Here is a 16,012-nt window from a genome sequence, read left to right on the forward strand (position 1 = left end):
GGTCGCCGGCGCCCCGATGTGGCGGCTTGATCTGACGCGATTTCCAGGGAAGCGCCCTGCATTTCTTCCGGGAGTACTGGTCTCCAGTTTTCCCGGAATTGCTTTAGTTCCCCGCGCTGGCCATGCGCCGTCCCTTGATTGCCTTTTCCAGCCAGCCGATTTCCATCTCTGGAACCGAGGAGAGCAGGAGGTCGGTATAGGCGTCGAAGGGCGGGCTCAGCACCTTGCTCTTGGGGCCATAGCGCACCACTTCGCCGCGATACATCACCGCGATCGAATCGGCGATAGACTTCACCGTCGCGAGGTCATGCGTGATGAACAGATAGGCGACGTTCTCTTCCTTCTGCAGCTCGAGCAGCAGCTCGAGAATGCCGTGTGCCACCAGCGGATCGAGTGCCGAGGTGACCTCGTCGCAGATAATCAACTTGGGCTTGGCGGCAAGTGACCGGGCGATGCAGACGCGTTGCTTCTGGCCGCCGGAAAGCTCGGCCGGGTAGCGATCGGAAAAGCCCTTGCCCATCTCGATCTTGTCGAGCAGTTCGGTAACGCGCCTGTCGCGCTCGCGGCCGCGCATGCCGAAATAGAATTCGAGCGGCCGGCCGATGATGGTGGCGACGGTCTGGCGCGGGTTCATCGCCACATCGGCCATCTGGTAGATCATCTGCAACTGGCGCAGATCCTCCTTCGGCCGGTCGGCCAGCCGGTTGGCCAGCGGACGTCCGTCGAAGGTCACTGTACCCGCTTCGGGTGGCAAAAGCCCGGTGATGGCGCGTGCCAGCGTCGATTTGCCGGAGCCGGACTCGCCGACCACGGCCAGTGTCTGGCCCGGATAGATGTCGACCGAGACGTTCTTCAGCACCTTGATGTCGCTGCGGCCATAGGCGGCGGTGACGTTCTTCACCGACAGGAACGGCGTCGTGCCGGGTTTCTGCTCCTGGTGTTCGATCTCATGCACCGAGACCAACGCATTGGTGTATTCCTGGCGCGGCTCCTTGATGATCTGCCTTGTGCCGCCCCATTCGACCAGCCTTCCATGGCGCAGCACCATGATTTCGTCTGAGACCTGGGCGACGACGGCAAGGTCGTGGGTGATGTAGAGCGCCGCCACATGGGTGTCGCGGATGGCGTCCTTGATCGCCGCCAGCACGTCGATCTGCGTCGTCACGTCGAGCGCCGTTGTCGGCTCGTCGAAGACGATCAGGTCCGGCTCGGAGCAGAGTGCCATCGCCGTCATCACACGCTGCAACTGGCCACCCGAAACCTGGTGCGGAAAGCGCTCGCCGATGGTTTCGGGGTTGGGCAGGCTGAGCTTCTTGAACAGCGCAACCGCGCGCTTCTCGGCCTCGGCGCGTGTCGCCGTACCGTGCAGCAGCGTGGCTTCCACCACCTGGTCCATGAGCCGGTGCGCCGGGTTGAAGGCGGCTGCCGCCGATTGCGCGACATAGCAGACCTCGCGGCCGCGTAATTTGCGGAAGCCGTCCTTGCCGCCCTTGAGGATGTCGCGGCCGTTCAGGATCACCTCGCCGCCGGTGATGCGCACGCCGCCGCGGCCATAGCCCATCGACGACAAGCCGATGGTCGACTTGCCGGCCCCGGACTCGCCGATCAGGCCGAGCACCTTGCCTTTTTCAAGCGTCAGCGAGACATCGTGCACCAGCACGATGTTCTTTGGCGGCTCGCCGGGCGGGAAGACGGTGGCTTCGATACGCAGATTGCGGATGTCGAGCAGCAGGCCTGATTTCGCTTTGGTGTCGGCCATCACCCGCGTCCTCCCTTGAGGCTGGTCGTCCGGTTGAGCACCCAGTCGGCAACCAGGTTGACGGAAATCGCCAGCAGGGCGATCGCCGCCGCCGGGATGAGTGCGGCCGCGATGCCGAAGACGATGCCGTCCTTGTTTTCCTTGACCATGCCGCCCCAGTCGGCGTCCGGTGGCTGCACGCCAAGGCCGAGGAACGACAGCGTCGACAGGAACAGCACGGCATAGATGAAGCGCAGGCCGAGTTCGGAAACCAGTGGCGACAATGCGTTGGGCAGGATTTCGCGGAAGATGATCCAACCGCTGCCCTCACCACGCAGTTTCGCCGCCTCGACATAGTCCATGACGTTGATGTCGACGGCGACCGCGCGCGACAGGCGATAGACGCGGGTCGAATCCAGAATGCCCATCACCAGGATCAGCGTCACCAGGTTGGTCGGTAGCACGGACAGCACGACGAGACCCATGATCAGCGTCGGGATAGACATCAAGAGATCGACGAGGCGCGACAGCAGCGTATCGAACCAGCCGCCGAAGACGGCCGCCGAGAAGCCGAGGATGGCGCCGAGCGAGAATGACAGCGCGGTGGCCAGCACCGCGATGAACAAAGTGATGCGGGCGCCGTAGATCATGCGCGAAAGCAGGTCGCGGCCGAGATTGTCGGTGCCTAGCAAATGAGCAGCCGACATCGGTTCCCAGACATCGCCGACGATTTCGCCATTGCCGTGCGGCGCGATCCAGGGGGCGAAGACCGCCGCCAGGACGAACAATGCCGTCAGCACGATGCCGATCAGAGCGGGGATGGGGATGCGTTTGATATCGAGCATATCCGCCCCCTATTTCGGGTGTCTGAGACGCGGATTGGCGACGATGGCCGCTATGTCCGCAATGATGTTCAGGCTGATATAGACGGCGGCGAAGATCAGGCCGACCGCCTGCACCACCGGCACGTCTCGCTTGGTGACGTGGTCGACCAGATACTGTCCCATGCCCGGGTAGACGAAGATCACCTCGACCACGACGACGCCGACGATGAGGTAAGCGAGGTTGAGCATGACGACGTTGATGATCGGCGCGATGGCGTTGGGGAAGGCGTGCTTGCGGATGACGTTGAAGGCCGACAGGCCCTTCAGTTCCGCTGTCTCGACATAGGCCGACTGCATGACATTGAGGATCGCCGCGCGTGTCATGCGCATCATGTGGGCGAGCACGACCAGCGTCAGCGCTGCCGCCGGCAGGGCGATCGCCTGCATGCGCTCGCCAAAAGGCATGCCGTCATAGACGGTCGAGATGCCCGGGAAGATTTGCCATTTCACGGCGAAGAAATAGACCAGCACATAGCCGATGAAGAACTCGGGAAAGGAGGTCGAGGCCAGCGCCAGCCCGGAGATCAGCTTGTCGACCCAGCCATTGCGGTAGCGCACCGCGATCAGGCCGAGAATGATCGCCAGCGGCACGGCGACGATCGCCGCCCAGAAGGCGAGGAACAGCGTGTTCCACAGCCGCCCCTTGATCGACGTGGCGATATCCTGCCCGCTCGACATGGCCGTGCCGAGATCGCCGGTCAGCACACCGCCGAGCCAGCGGAAATACCTGATATAGGCCGGATCGTTGAGGCCGAGCTGCTCGCGCAGATTGGCGAGCGACTCCGGTGTCGCCGATTGTCCGAGAATGGCTTGCGCGACGTCGCCGGGCAAGATCTGGGTGCCGGCGAAGATCAGGACCGAAACGGCCAACAAGAGGAGAATGCCCAGCGCAACGCGCTGGGCCACCAGTTTCAAGATGGGTGAGGACATATCCGCAAGGCCAAGCTCAGGCTTCGAGCCAGCACTTCGCCAGCGCGTAACCGTTCATCAGCTCCTGATGTGGATCGTCGACCCAGCCGTCGACCTTGGCGCCGGTAGCGTCGATGAACTGGTTGAACATCGGCAAGATCAGGCCACCTTCGTCGCGGACCAGGACAGCCATGTCATGGTACATCTGCTTGCGCTTGGTCTCGTCTAGCTCGGCGCGCGCGGCCAGCACCATTTTGTCGAAGTCCGGGCGCTTGAAACGCGTGTCGTTCCAGTCGGCGGTCGACAGATAAGCGGTGGAGTACATCTGGTCCTGGGTCGAGCGGCCACCCCAGTAGGAAGCGCAGAAGGGCTGCTTGTTCCAGACCTCGTTCCAATAGCCGTCACCGGGCTCACGCTTGAGCTCGATCTTGATGCCGGCCTTGGCAGCGCTCTGCTGGAAGAGCTGGGAAGCGTCGACGGCGCCCGGGAAAGCGACGTCCGAAGTCCGCAGCAGCACGGCGCCGTCATGGCCCGACTTCTTGAAGTGGAACTTGGCCTTGTCGGGATCGTACTTGCGCTGCTCGATATCAGTGAACAGCGGGTAGGAAGCGTTGATCGGGAAATCGTTGCCGATCGAACCGTAGCCACGCAGGATCTTGTCGAGCATTTCTTCGCGGTCGATGGCCAGCTTCAGGGCCATGCGCAGATCGTTGTTGTCGAAGGGGGCGGTGTTGCAATGCGCGATGAAGACATAGTGGCCAGGACCCGCATGGTTGCGGATGGTCACGCCAGGCAGGCGCTTGATCAGGTCGACGATCTTCGGCTCGACGCGGTTGATCATGTTGACCTGGCCGCCTTGCAGGGCGGCGGTGCGCGCCGTCGCATCGTTGATGACGATGATCTCGATCTGGTCGGCATGGCCCATCTTGTCGCCCTGCCAATAATTGGCGAAACGCTCGCCGCCATGGCGCACGCCGGGCTCATTGGTCGTGACCTTGTAAGGACCGGCCGAGATGCCTGCGTCGGCCTTGTCCTTGCCGCCATTCGGTTGGACGATCAGGTGATAGTCGCTGAGCAAATAGGGCAGATCGGCATTGGCTTCCTTCAGGGTCAGCACGACTTCCTTGCCGCTGGCCTTGATGGTCTCGATGCCCTTCATGTAGCCGAGCGCGCCGGATTTCGACTTCTCGTCGGAATGGCGCTCAAGTGTGGCGGCCACGTCCTCGGCGGTCACCGTCTTGCCGTTGTGGAATTCGACGCCGTCGCGGATCTTCAGCGTCCACACCTTGGCGTCGTCCGACGAGCCGATCTCCTCGGCGATGCGGTTCTCGAGCTTGCCTTCCGGCGAAAGCTCGACAATCAATTCGCCCCACATCTTGCCGAAGGCGAACGGCACCTGAGTCATGAACAGTGCCGGATCAAGGCTGTTGGTGGACTCGCCGCCGACAAGTCCGGCCTTCAGTGTGCCGCCCTTGACCGGACCTGCCGCGCGTGCAGCGCTTGAAAGCAGCGAATTAGCGAAGGGTGCGGAGATACCGAGCGCCGCCGCCCGGCCGAGAAAATCACGACGGCTCAGTTTGCCCGACGCGACACGCCGGCTAAGAAATTCCAGTTCGTTCGACATTTTGAGTTCCTCACTCTGTTGGTTCGACTCTGCGGTCGTTTTTCTTGTTTCTTGTGAGGAGAATAATGACCGCAAGGGAAAGCGGTAAGCAAGACCGAATGCGACATGCCGTGGCGTAAATCGTACGTCGCAATTGGACCAATGAAATCGGCGCTCAAAGAAGCGCGCGCGGCACCTTCTCCTCGAAATTGCGCTCGAAGACGAGCGTTTCGTCCTCATAGGCCTCGATTCTGGCGCTGACGATGAAGTTTTGCGCGTCCGATCGCATTTCGGCTGTCGTTTCGGTGCGTACCGACCATCCGTTTCGCGACAGGGTCTGTGTCCAGTGCGTCTTGCCCGAGGCCGACAGCGGATCGTCGGGATGGATCGTCCAGGTCTCGCGGGCAATGCTGCCATTGGCAAGACCGTGATCGAGATCGCGGACCTCACCGAAATCATCAATGATGAAAAGCGTCACGATTCCCGTCTTTTCGTCACGATCGATATGGCGCTCGGAATTGCTGGCGCGGATCGTCTCCGTTGCCCAGGGAGTGGCACCTTCCGGTTCGGCGAACGCCGCTTCGTCGTCTGTCGCCAGCGGCCGCAGCGGCAAGCGGAGCGTCGCCGCCGACAAGGTCAGCCGGACCGGCTCCGGCGACGGCCAGATGGCAGGCCAATAGGCGTTCGAAACGGCAACACGCAGGTGGTGGCCGGGCGGAACGCGATAGCCGCATTGATCGAGCACGACGCGCACGAACACGGGTTCGCCCGGCACCAGCGCCTCGGGAAATTCATGCGAATTGCGATGCGTCAGATTGAGCACGCCATAGGAAATCAGTTCCGAGGCGCCATCGGGATGCACGTCACAGAGTCGGATCGCAATGTTGGCCTGCGGACGGTCGGAGGACAGCCGCAATTCGACTTCCGGGGCGCCGACGATGTCGATGGCCTGACTGAGTTCCGGCTGGTCGAAACACACCGACAGCGCATCGTCGGGGCGCTGATCGCCTGGCAGTTCGGGGCCGAAGGTGAAGGGAAAATACTCGCCGCCGGCCAAGCCGCAGCTTTGCGGCGAGGCAACGATGGCCGGTTTTTCTGTTGCGGGGATCAGATCGACCGTCTGCGTCTTGATGGTTGGCGAGGGCCATTGCTGCTCGGCAATCCAGCGGCCGGGACGCTCGGGGTGCCAGCGCGCCGGACGCACGCTGTCCATGACATAGGCGCGGTAGGCCGGGTCGGACTCGACACCGGTTTCGACACTCTTGAGCCAGCGGTCCCACCAGCGCAAGGCCTCCTGCAGGAAGCCGATGGCGGGTTTTGGTCCTGCGTAATGCGGGTATTTGTGGATCCATGGCCCGATAATGCCCTTGACCGGGGCTTCGATGTTGCTGGCCAGATGCGAGACCGTGTTGCGGTAGCCGTCATGCCAGCCGCCGATCGACAGCACCGCGGCTTTGACGGCGGAAAAATCCTCACAGATCGAGCCGCGCTTCCAGTAGGCATCACGGTGCTGGTGCTTCAGCCACAGCGGCGCCAGGAAGGATTGGTTCTCCAGCCGGGTCAGCCACAGATCGCGCCATCTGTTGTCGCCGGCCAGCAGCGGGTCCGGCGGCCGCGACGAGTAGGACAGCATGGTCGAGGCCCAGCCGAAGTTCTCGATCAGCAGGCAGCCGCCCTTGTAGTGAATGTCGTCGGCGTAGCGGTCGACGGTCGAGCACAGGCTGATCACCGCTTTGAGCGCCGGCGGCTGCTTGGCCGCCACCTGCAGGCAGTTGAAGCCGCCCCAGGAAATGCCTATCATGCCGACATTGCCGTTGCACCAGGGCTGGCTTGCCGCCCAGGCGATGACGTCGCAGGCGTCCTGCAATTCCTGCTCGGAATATTCGTCGTCCATCAGCCCTTCGGAATCGCCATTGCCGCGCATATCGACGCGGATAGAGGCATAGCCGTGGCCGGCGAAATAGGGATGCGTCAGCTGATCGCGAAAGATGGTGCCGTCGCGCTTGCGGTAGGGCAGATGCTCGAGGATCGCCGGCACCGGATCATCGCCGGCATCTTCCGGCATCCAGACCCGCGCCGACAGCCGGCAGCCATCCGGCATGACGATGCCCATATCCGGGAACTCGACGACCTTGCGGGGAAATTCGGTGACTGTTTTCATGGCCCGCATAACGCCCCGCGGCGCGACGACTTTCAATCACCATTCGCGACTGGAGCAGCGAAAAATGCGACCTGTGCCGCTACCGCAATTCATCCAGCAGTTCAGGATGTTTTTCCAGCAGCGTCATCAATTGAATGGTCGGGCCACTCGGCTCGATCAGGCCCCTTTCATACTTGTCGAAAGCATTCTCGCCGACCTTGAACAGGGATCCTGCCTCGCGCTGCGACAGATTGAGCTTTGTGCGCATGCGGCGGATGGTTGCCGGGGCCGGCACGCCATCGATCCTCTCCTTGAGGGCGCGTAGTGCGGCATCGACGGCAGCCATGTCGCCTCCGATATGCACACCCTCGTCACCGGATGCTGGATAGTAACCCGGAAGGTCGACAATTATGCTCTCGCCCTTGTACGCCACTGTGAATGGACGCACGTCACGCGTGAGCGTTTCCCCGGTTTCGGGGGAAATCATGGTCCGATTTTCTTCTCTTGTCGCCATGGTCATTTCTCCTTGAACGACATGACCGTGAACTCGGTCACGAATCCGCTTGGAATTTCACGTAGAGGATCAGGTCGCGCACGGGCACGTGATAGGCATCCTGCCAGACCCGGTGATCCGCAAAGGTCGTCATGGATTTCACGAACATTTTCCTCGTCATGCCGCCGATTACCTCGACGACGCCGGCACGGTCGAAGCCAAGGCCTGTGGCATCCCGCAGAGCGGACGTCGTGATCGCCAGCGTATCGACAGACCCGAACGTCGTCTTGATGGCATCAAGATCGTAGGTGAGCCTTCGTTTCTCCATGACGCAATATGCCACCATAAAGGTGGCAATTCAAGGGTGCCCCCCGGTAGGCCGAGAGCCCTAATTCAGCGGGATGTCGTTATCGTCCTTGTTCGCCTGATAGACGCCGGACAGATCATCGTAGCGCGCCGAAATCGCGCCGATGCGTATTTCCAGCCGTTGCCGCTCTACCTCGGGCAACGCTCGCACCAGCCTGCGGATAGAAAAGCTCTTCCAGTAGGCATTCTCGGCATTGTAGCCGCCGGGGTCGAGGGTGAAGACCTCTTTCAGGATCTTCAGATCGTGCGGGATGGCAAAACTGTCGCGCGAATCCTCGTGGCTGAACAGATAGTAGAAATTGTCGAAGCCAGTCCAGGTGATCGCCGACAGGCAGAGCGAGCAGGGCTCATGCGTGGCGAGGAAAATGGCGTCTCTTGTATCGACGCGCTCCGCCTTCGGCATTTCGTAGAAACGTTTCAGGCAGTGCACCTCGCCATGCCAGAGCGGGTTTTCCCTCTCGTTGTTGGTCTCGGCCAGCACCAGCGAACGGTCGTCCTTGCGCAGGATCGCCGCGCCGAACAGCTTGTTGCCATGGACAACACCGTCGGCCGTCTTCGGCACGATGTCGTGTTCGATCACGTCGAGCAGGCGGTCGATCAAAGAAATGTCGGTCATTTCAGGCTCTCCTGCTGCATGTCGCCCAAAAGTGCCCCGGTTTTGGGGTAACGACATGCACAAAAAATTAAGGGAGATGGATCTCGTAAGCATGCGAGAAATGGAATTCTTCGAGATTGGAGCCGTCGCCGCCCCGGTCGACGATCAGGAAGTCCTGAGGCTCGCCGAGCGGCGTCAGCACGCCATGCCAGAGATTGCGGGAATAGTTGATACCTTGTCCGGGTGCGGTGGTGAAGGCATGCGGCTCGCCCGGCCCCTCATCGCCATCATGGCAGACGACGACCAGGAATGGGCGCGGCGACAGCGGGATGAAGGCCTGGCTGCCGAAGGGGTGGCGCTCGACCATGCTCAGCTTCAGCGGCAGTTCGTAAGGCGTGCCGCGCACCATCGAGATCAGCACGCGGGCATTCGGTCCGATCGCCTCGGCGGTCGCCAGATCGTGATAGCGTTCCGCGCGGCCGCCATTGATCGGGTAGTGGTTGTCGCCGCCCATATCGATGACGTCGCCGAACGGAGCAAAGCTCTCGCGGGTCAGTGGCCGCGCAATGATCCGCGTCACGGCGTCCGCCCGGGGACACCGGCGCCGCCGAGCTTGGCGTGCCGGTTCACGTCCTTGTAGAGCAGATAGCGGAATTTTCCCGGGCCGCCCGCGTAGCAGGCCTGCGGACAGAAGGCGCGCAGCCACATATAGTCGCCGGCCTCGACCTCGACCCAGTCCTGGTTGAGGCGATAGACCGCTTTGCCCTCCAGCACATAGAGCCCATGCTCCATGACATGGGTCTCGGCGAAGGGAATGACCGCGCCGGGTTCCAGCGTGACAATGGTCATGTGCATGTCGTGGCGCAAATCGGCCGGATCGACGAACCGCGTCGTCGCCCAGCGGCCTTCGGTGCCGGGCATAGGGGTTGGCGCGATCTCCTGCTCGTTGGTGAAGAAGGCTTCCGGCACATCGAGACCGTCAACCACCTCGTAAGCCTTGCGAATCCAGTGGAAGCGCACGTCGGCCTTGCTTTCGTTGCGAACCGTCCAGCCGCTGGCCGGCGGCAGGAAGGCAAAGCCGCCGGGCCGCAAGACATGCTTCTTGCCGGCAAGCAGAACCGTCAACTCGCCCTCGACCACGAACAGGGCGCCCTCGGCGCCGGCATCGGGTTCCGGCCGCTCGCTGCCGCCGCTCGGCGCGACCTCGACAATGTATTGCGAGAACGTCTCGGCAAAACCGGATAGCGGTCGCGACAAGATCCAGGCGCGGGTCTTGTCCCAGAACGGCAACGCACTGGTCACGATGTCCTGCATCACACCCCGGGGAATGACGGCATAGGCCTCGGTGAAGACGGCGCGGCCGGTCAGAAGCTCGCTCTGGCCGGGGTGGCCGCCATGTGGTGCGTAATAGGTTCGCTCGGGCATCCTGATCGTATCCATGGGTTCAAACCTATTGCGGAAGCATGTCCTTGAGGCGGAGCAGCGCGATGCGCTCGACCTGTTTGCAGGCGGTTTCGAATTCGACGCCGCGGCTGTTGCCGATGCGCGCCTCGAATTCCGCCAGAATCTCTTGCCTCGTCTTGCCCTTCACCGCGATGATGAAGGGGAAACCGAAAGTGGTGACGTAGGCGGCGTTGAGCTTGGAAAACAGTTCGCGCTCCTTGTCGGTCAGCGCGTCGAGGCCGGCCGAAGCCTGTTCCCTGGTCGATTCCGCCGTCAGCCGTTTGGCCTTGGCAAGTTTGCCGGCAAGGTCGGGATGAGCGTTGAGCACGGAAAGCCGCTCGGTTTCGCTGGCGGACCGGAAGACACGGCAAAGCGCATTGTGCAGGCCGCCTGAAGTGTCATGCGCCGGGCCCAGTTCCAGTTCGTAGGCGCGTTCGGCGATCCACGGCGAATGCTCGAACACGCCGCCGAAAGTGTGGACGAAGGTCTCGAATTCCATCTTCGAGGGGCGGAGTGCCGCCGGTTGATAAGGATTGACCTCTTGCCAGTGGCGGGCGATGTCGATGCGCCGCGCCAGCCAGACCCTGTCGTGCGACTTCACATAGTCGACGAAGCGCTTCAGCGCCGCCACCCGGCCCGGCCGCCCGACGAGGCGGCAGTGCAGGCCGATGTTCATCATGCGTGGCCGGCCTGCCTTGCCCTCGGCATAGAGCGTGTCGAAGCTGTCCTTCAAATAGGCAAAGAACTGGTCGCCGGAGTTGAAGCCCTGCGGCGTTGCGAACCGCATGTCGTTGGCGTCGAGCGTATAGGGAATGATGAGCTGCGCGCCGCCATCATGCTCGAACCAGTAGGGCAGCTCGTCGTCATAGGTGTCCGACACATAGTCGAAACCGCCTTCTTCCGCCACAATCCGCACTGTGTTGATCGATGTGCGACCCGTATACCAGCCGGTCGGGCGCGCGCCGGTCACTTCGTAGTGCAGCTTGATCGCCGCCTCGAGGTCGCGGCGCTCATCCTCGGCGCTGTGGTCGCGGTAGTCGATCCATCTCAACCCGTGCGAGGCGATCTCCCAGCCGGCTTCCTGCATGGCCGTGACTTGATCCGGCGAACGGGCGAGCGCGGTGGCGACGCCATAGCAGGTGATCGGCACCTCGGCCTCGCTGAACAGCCGCAGCAACCGCCAGAAACCGGCGCGGGCACCGTATTCGTAGATGGATTCCATGTTCCAGTGGCGCTGGCCCACCCAGGGTGCCGCGCCGACGATTTCCGACAGGAAGGCTTCGGACGCCTTGTCGCCATGCAGCACGCAGTTCTCGCCGCCTTCCTCGTAGTTGACGACGAACTGCACGGCGACATGCGCGCCGCCAGGCCATTTCGGGTCCGGCGGATTGACTCCGTAGCCGCGCATGTCTCTGCTGTAACGCATCGTCCCTCCCGCCGGGCATGGCCCGAAGTATGATCAGAATATCGAAAGGGTGCTTCTCGCATTCCCCCGAAAATTTTTGAAAGTGTTTTTGTCGCACTCCGCTCGACCGGGACTTATGCATCGCCTTTAATTGGCGCACAATTCACTGTTGATACTTGATCGTACCGGGCCAATTCGCTCGTACCGGAAATGGGAGGCGGCCAATGGCAGAAACGTCGAATGCCGATGGCGGGCGTCTGACGACCCATGTCCTCGACACGGCGACAGGCAAGCCGGCGGCGGGATTGTCGATCGCGCTTTATCACCTCGAGGGCAAGGCGCGGACACATTTGAAGACCGTTGTCACCAATGCCGACGGCCGTTGTGACAAGCCGCTGCTCGCCGGCGCGGAGTTCCGCCCCGGAGAATACGAACTGGTCTTCGCCGCAGGCGACTATTTGCGCCAGCAGGGGTCGAGCCTGCCGAACCCCGCCTTTCTCGATGTGATACCGATCCGCTTCGGCATGGCCGAACCGCTGCACTACCATGTGCCGCTGCTCGTCTCGCCCTATGGCTATTCGACCTACAGGGGGAGCTGAGGCATGGCCAAAATTAGCATCCGCAATGAAATCCGCTTCATCCTCAACGGCAGGGACGTCGCGCTTTCGTCGGTGGCACCCGACGCGACCCTGCTCGACTGGCTGCGGCTCGACCGGTCGCTGCGCGGCACCAAGGAAGGCTGCGCCGAGGGCGATTGCGGCGCCTGCACCGTGTTGGTCGGCAAGCTCTCGGCCGGCGGGCTGGTCTATGAAAGCGTCAATGCCTGCATCCGTTTCCTCGGCTCGTTGGACGCCACCCATGTCGTGACCGTCGAGCATCTGCGCGGCGTATCAGGCCAACTGCATCCGGTGCAGCAGGCGATGGTCGATTTCCACGGCTCGCAATGCGGCTTCTGCACACCGGGCTTCGTCATGTCGCTCTATGGCCTGTGGATGAAGTCGTCGAATCCGTCGAACGCGGATATCGAAAAGGCCTTGCAAGGCAATCTCTGCCGCTGCACCGGCTACGAGGCGATCATGCGCGCTGCGCATGCCATCTCCAGCTACGGCAAGGCGGTAAAGGATCCGCTGGCCACGGAGCGCAAGGCGATCACCGCGAGGCTCGAGGCCATGCATGACGGCGCCCGGATTGAGATCGGTTCGGCCAAGACGCGGCTGGTCGTGCCGGCCGATGTCGATGATTTCGCCGCCGTGCTGGACAAGGAACCCGGCGCCACCATCGTTGCCGGCTCGACCGATGTCGGCCTCTGGGTGACCAAGCACATGCGCGATATTTCGCCGGCCATTTTCATCGGCAATCTCGACGGACTTTGCACCATCTCGGAAGACAACGGCATCATTTCGATCGGCGCGGGCGTCACCTACACTGATGCCTTCGCGATATTGGCGAAGCGTATCCCGGCGCTGGGGCCGTTGTTCGATCGCATCGGCGGCGAACAGGTGCGCAACATGGGGACCATCGGCGGCAATATCGCCAACGGCTCGCCGATCGGCGACACGCCGCCGCCCTTGATCGCTCTTGGCGCAAGTCTCACCCTGCGCAAGGGCAAGAAGCGGCGCTCGATTCCACTGGAAACCTTCTTCATTGCCTATGGCAAACAGGACCGGCAGCCGGGCGAATTCGTCGAGGCCGTGCACGTTCCGGTTCCGGTCAAGGGCACGAAATTCGCCGTCCACAAAATCACCAAGCGCCGCGATGAGGACATCACCGCGGCCCTCGGCGCCTTCTTCCTGACGCTGGCCAGCGATGGCACGGTCGCGGAGGTGCGCATTGCCTATGGCGGCATGGCGGCGACGCCGAAGCGGGCGTCTTCTGTCGAAAAAGCGCTGCTCGGCAAGCCATGGACGGAGACCACGGTTGACGCGGCGATGGTCGAATATGCCAGGGATTTCACCCCGCTCACCGACATGCGGGCCTCGGCCGAGTATCGTGCGCTCGCGGCGCGCAATCTCTTGCTGCGCTTCTTCGCCGAGACCAGCGGTACCAGGGAGCCGATCCAGGTTTCGAGGCACGAGGCGGCATGATGAACAAGCACGCTCCCCCCAATCTGAAGGCTGAAAAGATCGCCGGCGGCGTTGCCACCGATCAACGCCATGACTCCGCCCACAAGCATGTCAGCGGCACGGCCGTCTATATCGACGACATGCCGGAACCGGCCGGCACGCTGCATGGCTGCCTCGGGCTTTCTGCCGCCACGCATGCCACGATTACCAGCATGGATCTCTCGGCGGTGCGTACAGCGCCCGGTGTTGTCGACGTGCTGACGGCCAAGGATGTGCCGGGCGAGAACGACATTTCGCCGACAGGCCGCCACGACGAGCCGGTGCTGGCCGACGGCAAGGTGCAATTCTATGGCCAGCCAATCTTTTGCGTCATTGCGCAGACGCGCGAGCAGGCGCGTCGCGCCACCAGATTGGCCAAGGTCGAATACAAGGAATTGCCCTTCGTCACCGACATTGGCGCGCTCGATCCGAAGAAGGACAAGGTCGTCACGCCGCCACTGACGCTGAAGCGCGGCGATGCCGCTACAGCGATCCGTCAGGCGCCGCGCCGGCTAAAGGGAAAAATGCGCATCGGCGGCCAGGAACACTTCTATCTCGAAGGCCATATCGCCATGGCCATTCCGGGCGAGGATCAGGACGTCACCATCTATTCCTCGACCCAGCATCCGAGCGAAGTCCAGCACATGGTGAGCCATGCACTCGGCGTGCCGAGCAATGCCATCACGGTGGAGATCCGCCGGATGGGCGGCGGCTTCGGCGGCAAGGAGACGCAAGGCAACCAGTTTGCCGCATTGGCGGCGATCGCCGCGAAGAAACACCATCGCGCCGTGAAGATCCGGCCCGACCGCGACGACGACATGATCGCCACCGGCAAGCGTCACGATTTCCTCGTCGACTACGAAGTCGGCTTCGATGACGAGGGCAACATCCTCGGCGTCGATTTCATGTTCGCGGCGCGCTGCGGTTTTTCGTCGGACCTTTCCGGCCCGGTGACCGATCGCGCACTGTTCCACTGCGACAACACCTATTTCTGGCCGGCGGTGCATGCGCAATCGGCGCCGCTCTACACCAACACCGTGTCGAACACCGCCTTTCGTGGTTTCGGCGGCCCGCAAGGCATGGTCGGCGCCGAGCGCGTCATCGACGAGGTGGCCTTCGCCGTCGGCAAGGATCCACTCGAAATCCGCAAGAAGAATTTTTATGGTACGTCAGACCGCAACATCACGCCCTACCACCAGACGGTCGAGGATAACATCATCCAGCGCATCGTCGCCGAGCTCGAGCAAAGCGCCAGCTATGCGCGGCGCCGGCGTGAGATATCGGCCTTCAACGCCAACAGCCGTTTCATCAAGCGCGGCCTGGCGCTGACGCCGGTCAAGTTCGGCATCTCGTTCACCGCCACGCATTATAACCAGGCCGGCGCGCTGGTGCATGTCTATACCGACGGTTCGGTGCATCTGAACCATGGCGGCACCGAGATGGGGCAGGGCCTCTACGTCAAGGTTGCGCAAGTGGTGGCGGAAGAGTTCCAGATCGACCTCGACCAGGTCAAGATCACCGCGACCACGACCGGCAAGGTGCCGAACACTTCGGCCACGGCAGCGTCGTCCGGCTCCGATCTCAACGGCATGGCGGCGCAAAATGGCGCTCGCCAGATCAAGGACCGGCTGATCGATTTCGCCGCTGAAAAATATCAGGTGCCGCGCGATCAGGTGCTGTTCCTGCCCAACCGGGTGCGCATCGGCAACCAGGAAATCGCCTTCGCCGACCTCATCAAGCAGGCCTATATGGCTCGCATCCAGCTGTCGGCGGCGGGTTTCTACAAGACGCCGAAAATCCACTGGAACCGCGACAAGGGCGAGGGCCGCCCCTTCTATTATTTCGCCTATGGCGCGTCGTGCTCGGAGGTCTCGGTCGACACGCTGACCGGCGAATACATGGTCGAGCGCACCGATATTCTGCATGACTGCGGCCGATCTCTGAATAGCGCCATCGACATCGGCCAGATCGAGGGCGGCTTCATCCAAGGCATGGGCTGGCTGACGACGGAAGAACTGTGGTGGGACGCCAAGGGCCGGCTGCGCACGCACGCGCCATCGACCTACAAGATCCCGCTCGCCTCCGACCGGCCGAAGATATTCAACATCACCTTGGCCGACTGGCCGGAAGCGAGCGAGCCGACCATCCACCGCTCCAAGGCAGTCGGCGAGCCGCCGTTCCCGCTCGGCATGTCGGTGCTGCACGCCCTGTCGGATGCAGTGGCCAGCGTCGCCGACCACAAGATCTGTCCGCGCCTCGATGCTCCTGCAACGCCGGAGCGGGTGCTGATGGCGATCGAGAGGCTGAAGAAAGAGACGAAGGCCGGCGCCTGAA

The 16,012-nt window shown here is 62.4% G+C and carries 14 protein-coding genes; 3 read left to right on the forward strand and 11 right to left on the reverse strand.

What is annotated here, in order from left to right:
* Positions 1–103 precede the first annotated feature (103 nt).
* The 11 genes from NKH06_RS23920 to puuE all read right to left on the reverse strand — a co-directional run bounded on the left by NKH06_RS23920 (position 104) and on the right by puuE (position 11,597).
* Positions 104–1,759, reverse strand: a complete 1,656-nt coding sequence (locus NKH06_RS23920) for an ABC transporter ATP-binding protein (protein ID WP_023813641.1) — start codon at positions 1,757–1,759, stop codon at positions 104–106.
* Positions 1,759–2,583: an ABC transporter permease gene (locus NKH06_RS23925; RefSeq protein ID WP_023813640.1), complete on the reverse strand. Its 825-nt coding sequence runs from the start codon at positions 2,581–2,583 to the stop codon at positions 1,759–1,761. Before NKH06_RS23925 ends, NKH06_RS23920 begins: the two co-directional genes overlap by 1 nt.
* Positions 2,584–2,592: 9 nt before the next feature.
* Positions 2,593–3,552 (reverse strand): ABC transporter permease, encoded by a 960-nt coding sequence (locus NKH06_RS23930; protein ID WP_127289704.1) that lies wholly within the window; start codon positions 3,550–3,552, stop codon positions 2,593–2,595.
* 16 nt (positions 3,553–3,568) lie between these two features.
* Positions 3,569–5,155 carry an ABC transporter substrate-binding protein gene (locus tag NKH06_RS23935; RefSeq protein WP_023813638.1) on the reverse strand — a complete coding sequence of 529 codons (1,587 nt, stop codon included), beginning with the start codon at positions 5,153–5,155 and terminating at the stop codon, positions 3,569–3,571.
* Between the two features lie 154 nt (positions 5,156–5,309).
* A complete protein-coding gene (locus NKH06_RS23940) occupies positions 5,310–7,295 on the reverse strand; it encodes a CocE/NonD family hydrolase (RefSeq protein ID WP_352442650.1) in 1,986 nt (661 codons plus the stop codon).
* Between the two features lie 79 nt (positions 7,296–7,374).
* Positions 7,375–7,788: a type II toxin-antitoxin system MqsA family antitoxin gene (locus NKH06_RS23945; protein ID WP_023813636.1), complete on the reverse strand. Its 414-nt coding sequence runs from the start codon at positions 7,786–7,788 to the stop codon at positions 7,375–7,377.
* Positions 7,789–7,825: 37 nt separating this feature from the next.
* Positions 7,826–8,095 carry a type II toxin-antitoxin system MqsR family toxin gene (locus NKH06_RS23950; protein WP_352442651.1) on the reverse strand — a complete coding sequence of 90 codons (270 nt, stop codon included), beginning with the start codon at positions 8,093–8,095 and terminating at the stop codon, positions 7,826–7,828.
* A gap of 60 nt (positions 8,096–8,155) precedes the next feature.
* A complete protein-coding gene (locus tag NKH06_RS23955) occupies positions 8,156–8,749 on the reverse strand; it encodes a nucleoside deaminase (protein ID WP_128302769.1) in 594 nt (197 codons plus the stop codon).
* Positions 8,750–8,816: 67 nt separating this feature from the next.
* On the reverse strand, positions 8,817–9,308 hold the full coding sequence (locus NKH06_RS23960; protein ID WP_128302770.1) for an ureidoglycolate lyase: 492 nt from the start codon (positions 9,306–9,308) through the stop codon (positions 8,817–8,819).
* Positions 9,305–10,168, reverse strand: coding sequence for a bifunctional allantoicase/(S)-ureidoglycine aminohydrolase (locus tag NKH06_RS23965; protein WP_128302771.1), 864 nt, complete (start codon positions 10,166–10,168; stop codon positions 9,305–9,307). Before NKH06_RS23965 ends, NKH06_RS23960 begins: the two co-directional genes overlap by 4 nt.
* Positions 10,169–10,178: 10 nt before the next feature.
* Entirely contained in the window at positions 10,179–11,597 is a 1,419-nt protein-coding gene (puuE, locus tag NKH06_RS23970) for an allantoinase PuuE (protein ID WP_023813631.1), read from the reverse strand.
* Between the two features lie 203 nt (positions 11,598–11,800).
* On the opposite strand from puuE, the gene uraH reads away from it, so the two are divergent.
* The 3 genes from uraH to xdhB are packed head-to-tail and all read left to right on the forward strand — an operon-like array spanning position 11,801 to position 16,011.
* The gene (gene uraH, locus NKH06_RS23975) at positions 11,801–12,175 is read left to right on the forward strand and encodes a hydroxyisourate hydrolase (RefSeq protein ID WP_023813630.1); all 375 of its coding nucleotides are present in this window, start codon (positions 11,801–11,803) and stop codon (positions 12,173–12,175) included.
* A gap of 3 nt (positions 12,176–12,178) precedes the next feature.
* The gene (gene xdhA, locus NKH06_RS23980) at positions 12,179–13,660 is read left to right on the forward strand and encodes a xanthine dehydrogenase small subunit (protein WP_023813629.1); all 1,482 of its coding nucleotides are present in this window, start codon (positions 12,179–12,181) and stop codon (positions 13,658–13,660) included.
* On the forward strand, positions 13,660–16,011 hold the full coding sequence (gene xdhB, locus NKH06_RS23985; protein ID WP_023813628.1) for a xanthine dehydrogenase molybdopterin binding subunit: 2,352 nt from the start codon (positions 13,660–13,662) through the stop codon (positions 16,009–16,011). Before xdhA ends, xdhB begins: the two co-directional genes overlap by 1 nt.
* The last annotated feature ends 1 nt before the right edge of the window (position 16,012 follow it).

This window comes from Mesorhizobium sp. M1342, from assembly GCF_040317955.1.
In the GTDB taxonomy this organism is placed as follows: domain Bacteria; phylum Pseudomonadota; class Alphaproteobacteria; order Rhizobiales; family Rhizobiaceae; genus Mesorhizobium.

What these genes read in the sequence shown, in the direction of transcription:
- NKH06_RS23920 (WP_023813641.1), bottom strand. Translation starts at nt 1,759, where the DNA reads ATGGCCGACACCAAAGCGAAATCAGGCCTGCTGCTCGACATCCGCAAT.
- NKH06_RS23925 (WP_023813640.1), bottom strand. Translation starts at nt 2,583, where the DNA reads ATGCTCGATATCAAACGCATCCCCATCCCCGCTCTGATCGGCATCGTG.
- NKH06_RS23930 (WP_127289704.1), bottom strand. Translation starts at nt 3,552, where the DNA reads ATGTCCTCACCCATCTTGAAACTGGTGGCCCAGCGCGTTGCGCTGGGC.
- NKH06_RS23935 (WP_023813638.1), bottom strand. Translation starts at nt 5,155, where the DNA reads ATGTCGAACGAACTGGAATTTCTTAGCCGGCGTGTCGCGTCGGGCAAA.
- NKH06_RS23940 (WP_352442650.1), bottom strand. Translation starts at nt 7,295, where the DNA reads ATGAAAACAGTCACCGAATTTCCCCGCAAGGTCGTCGAGTTCCCGGAT.
- NKH06_RS23945 (WP_023813636.1), bottom strand. Translation starts at nt 7,788, where the DNA reads ATGGCGACAAGAGAAGAAAATCGGACCATGATTTCCCCCGAAACCGGG.
- NKH06_RS23950 (WP_352442651.1), bottom strand. Translation starts at nt 8,095, where the DNA reads ATGGAGAAACGAAGGCTCACCTACGATCTTGATGCCATCAAGACGACG.
- NKH06_RS23955 (WP_128302769.1), bottom strand. Translation starts at nt 8,749, where the DNA reads ATGACCGACATTTCTTTGATCGACCGCCTGCTCGACGTGATCGAACAC.
- NKH06_RS23965 (WP_128302771.1), bottom strand. Translation starts at nt 10,168, where the DNA reads ATGGATACGATCAGGATGCCCGAGCGAACCTATTACGCACCACATGGC.
- puuE (WP_023813631.1), bottom strand. Translation starts at nt 11,597, where the DNA reads ATGCGTTACAGCAGAGACATGCGCGGCTACGGAGTCAATCCGCCGGAC.
- uraH (WP_023813630.1), top strand. Translation starts at nt 11,801, where the DNA reads ATGGCAGAAACGTCGAATGCCGATGGCGGGCGTCTGACGACCCATGTC.
- xdhA (WP_023813629.1), top strand. Translation starts at nt 12,179, where the DNA reads ATGGCCAAAATTAGCATCCGCAATGAAATCCGCTTCATCCTCAACGGC.
- xdhB (WP_023813628.1), top strand. Translation starts at nt 13,660, where the DNA reads ATGAACAAGCACGCTCCCCCCAATCTGAAGGCTGAAAAGATCGCCGGC.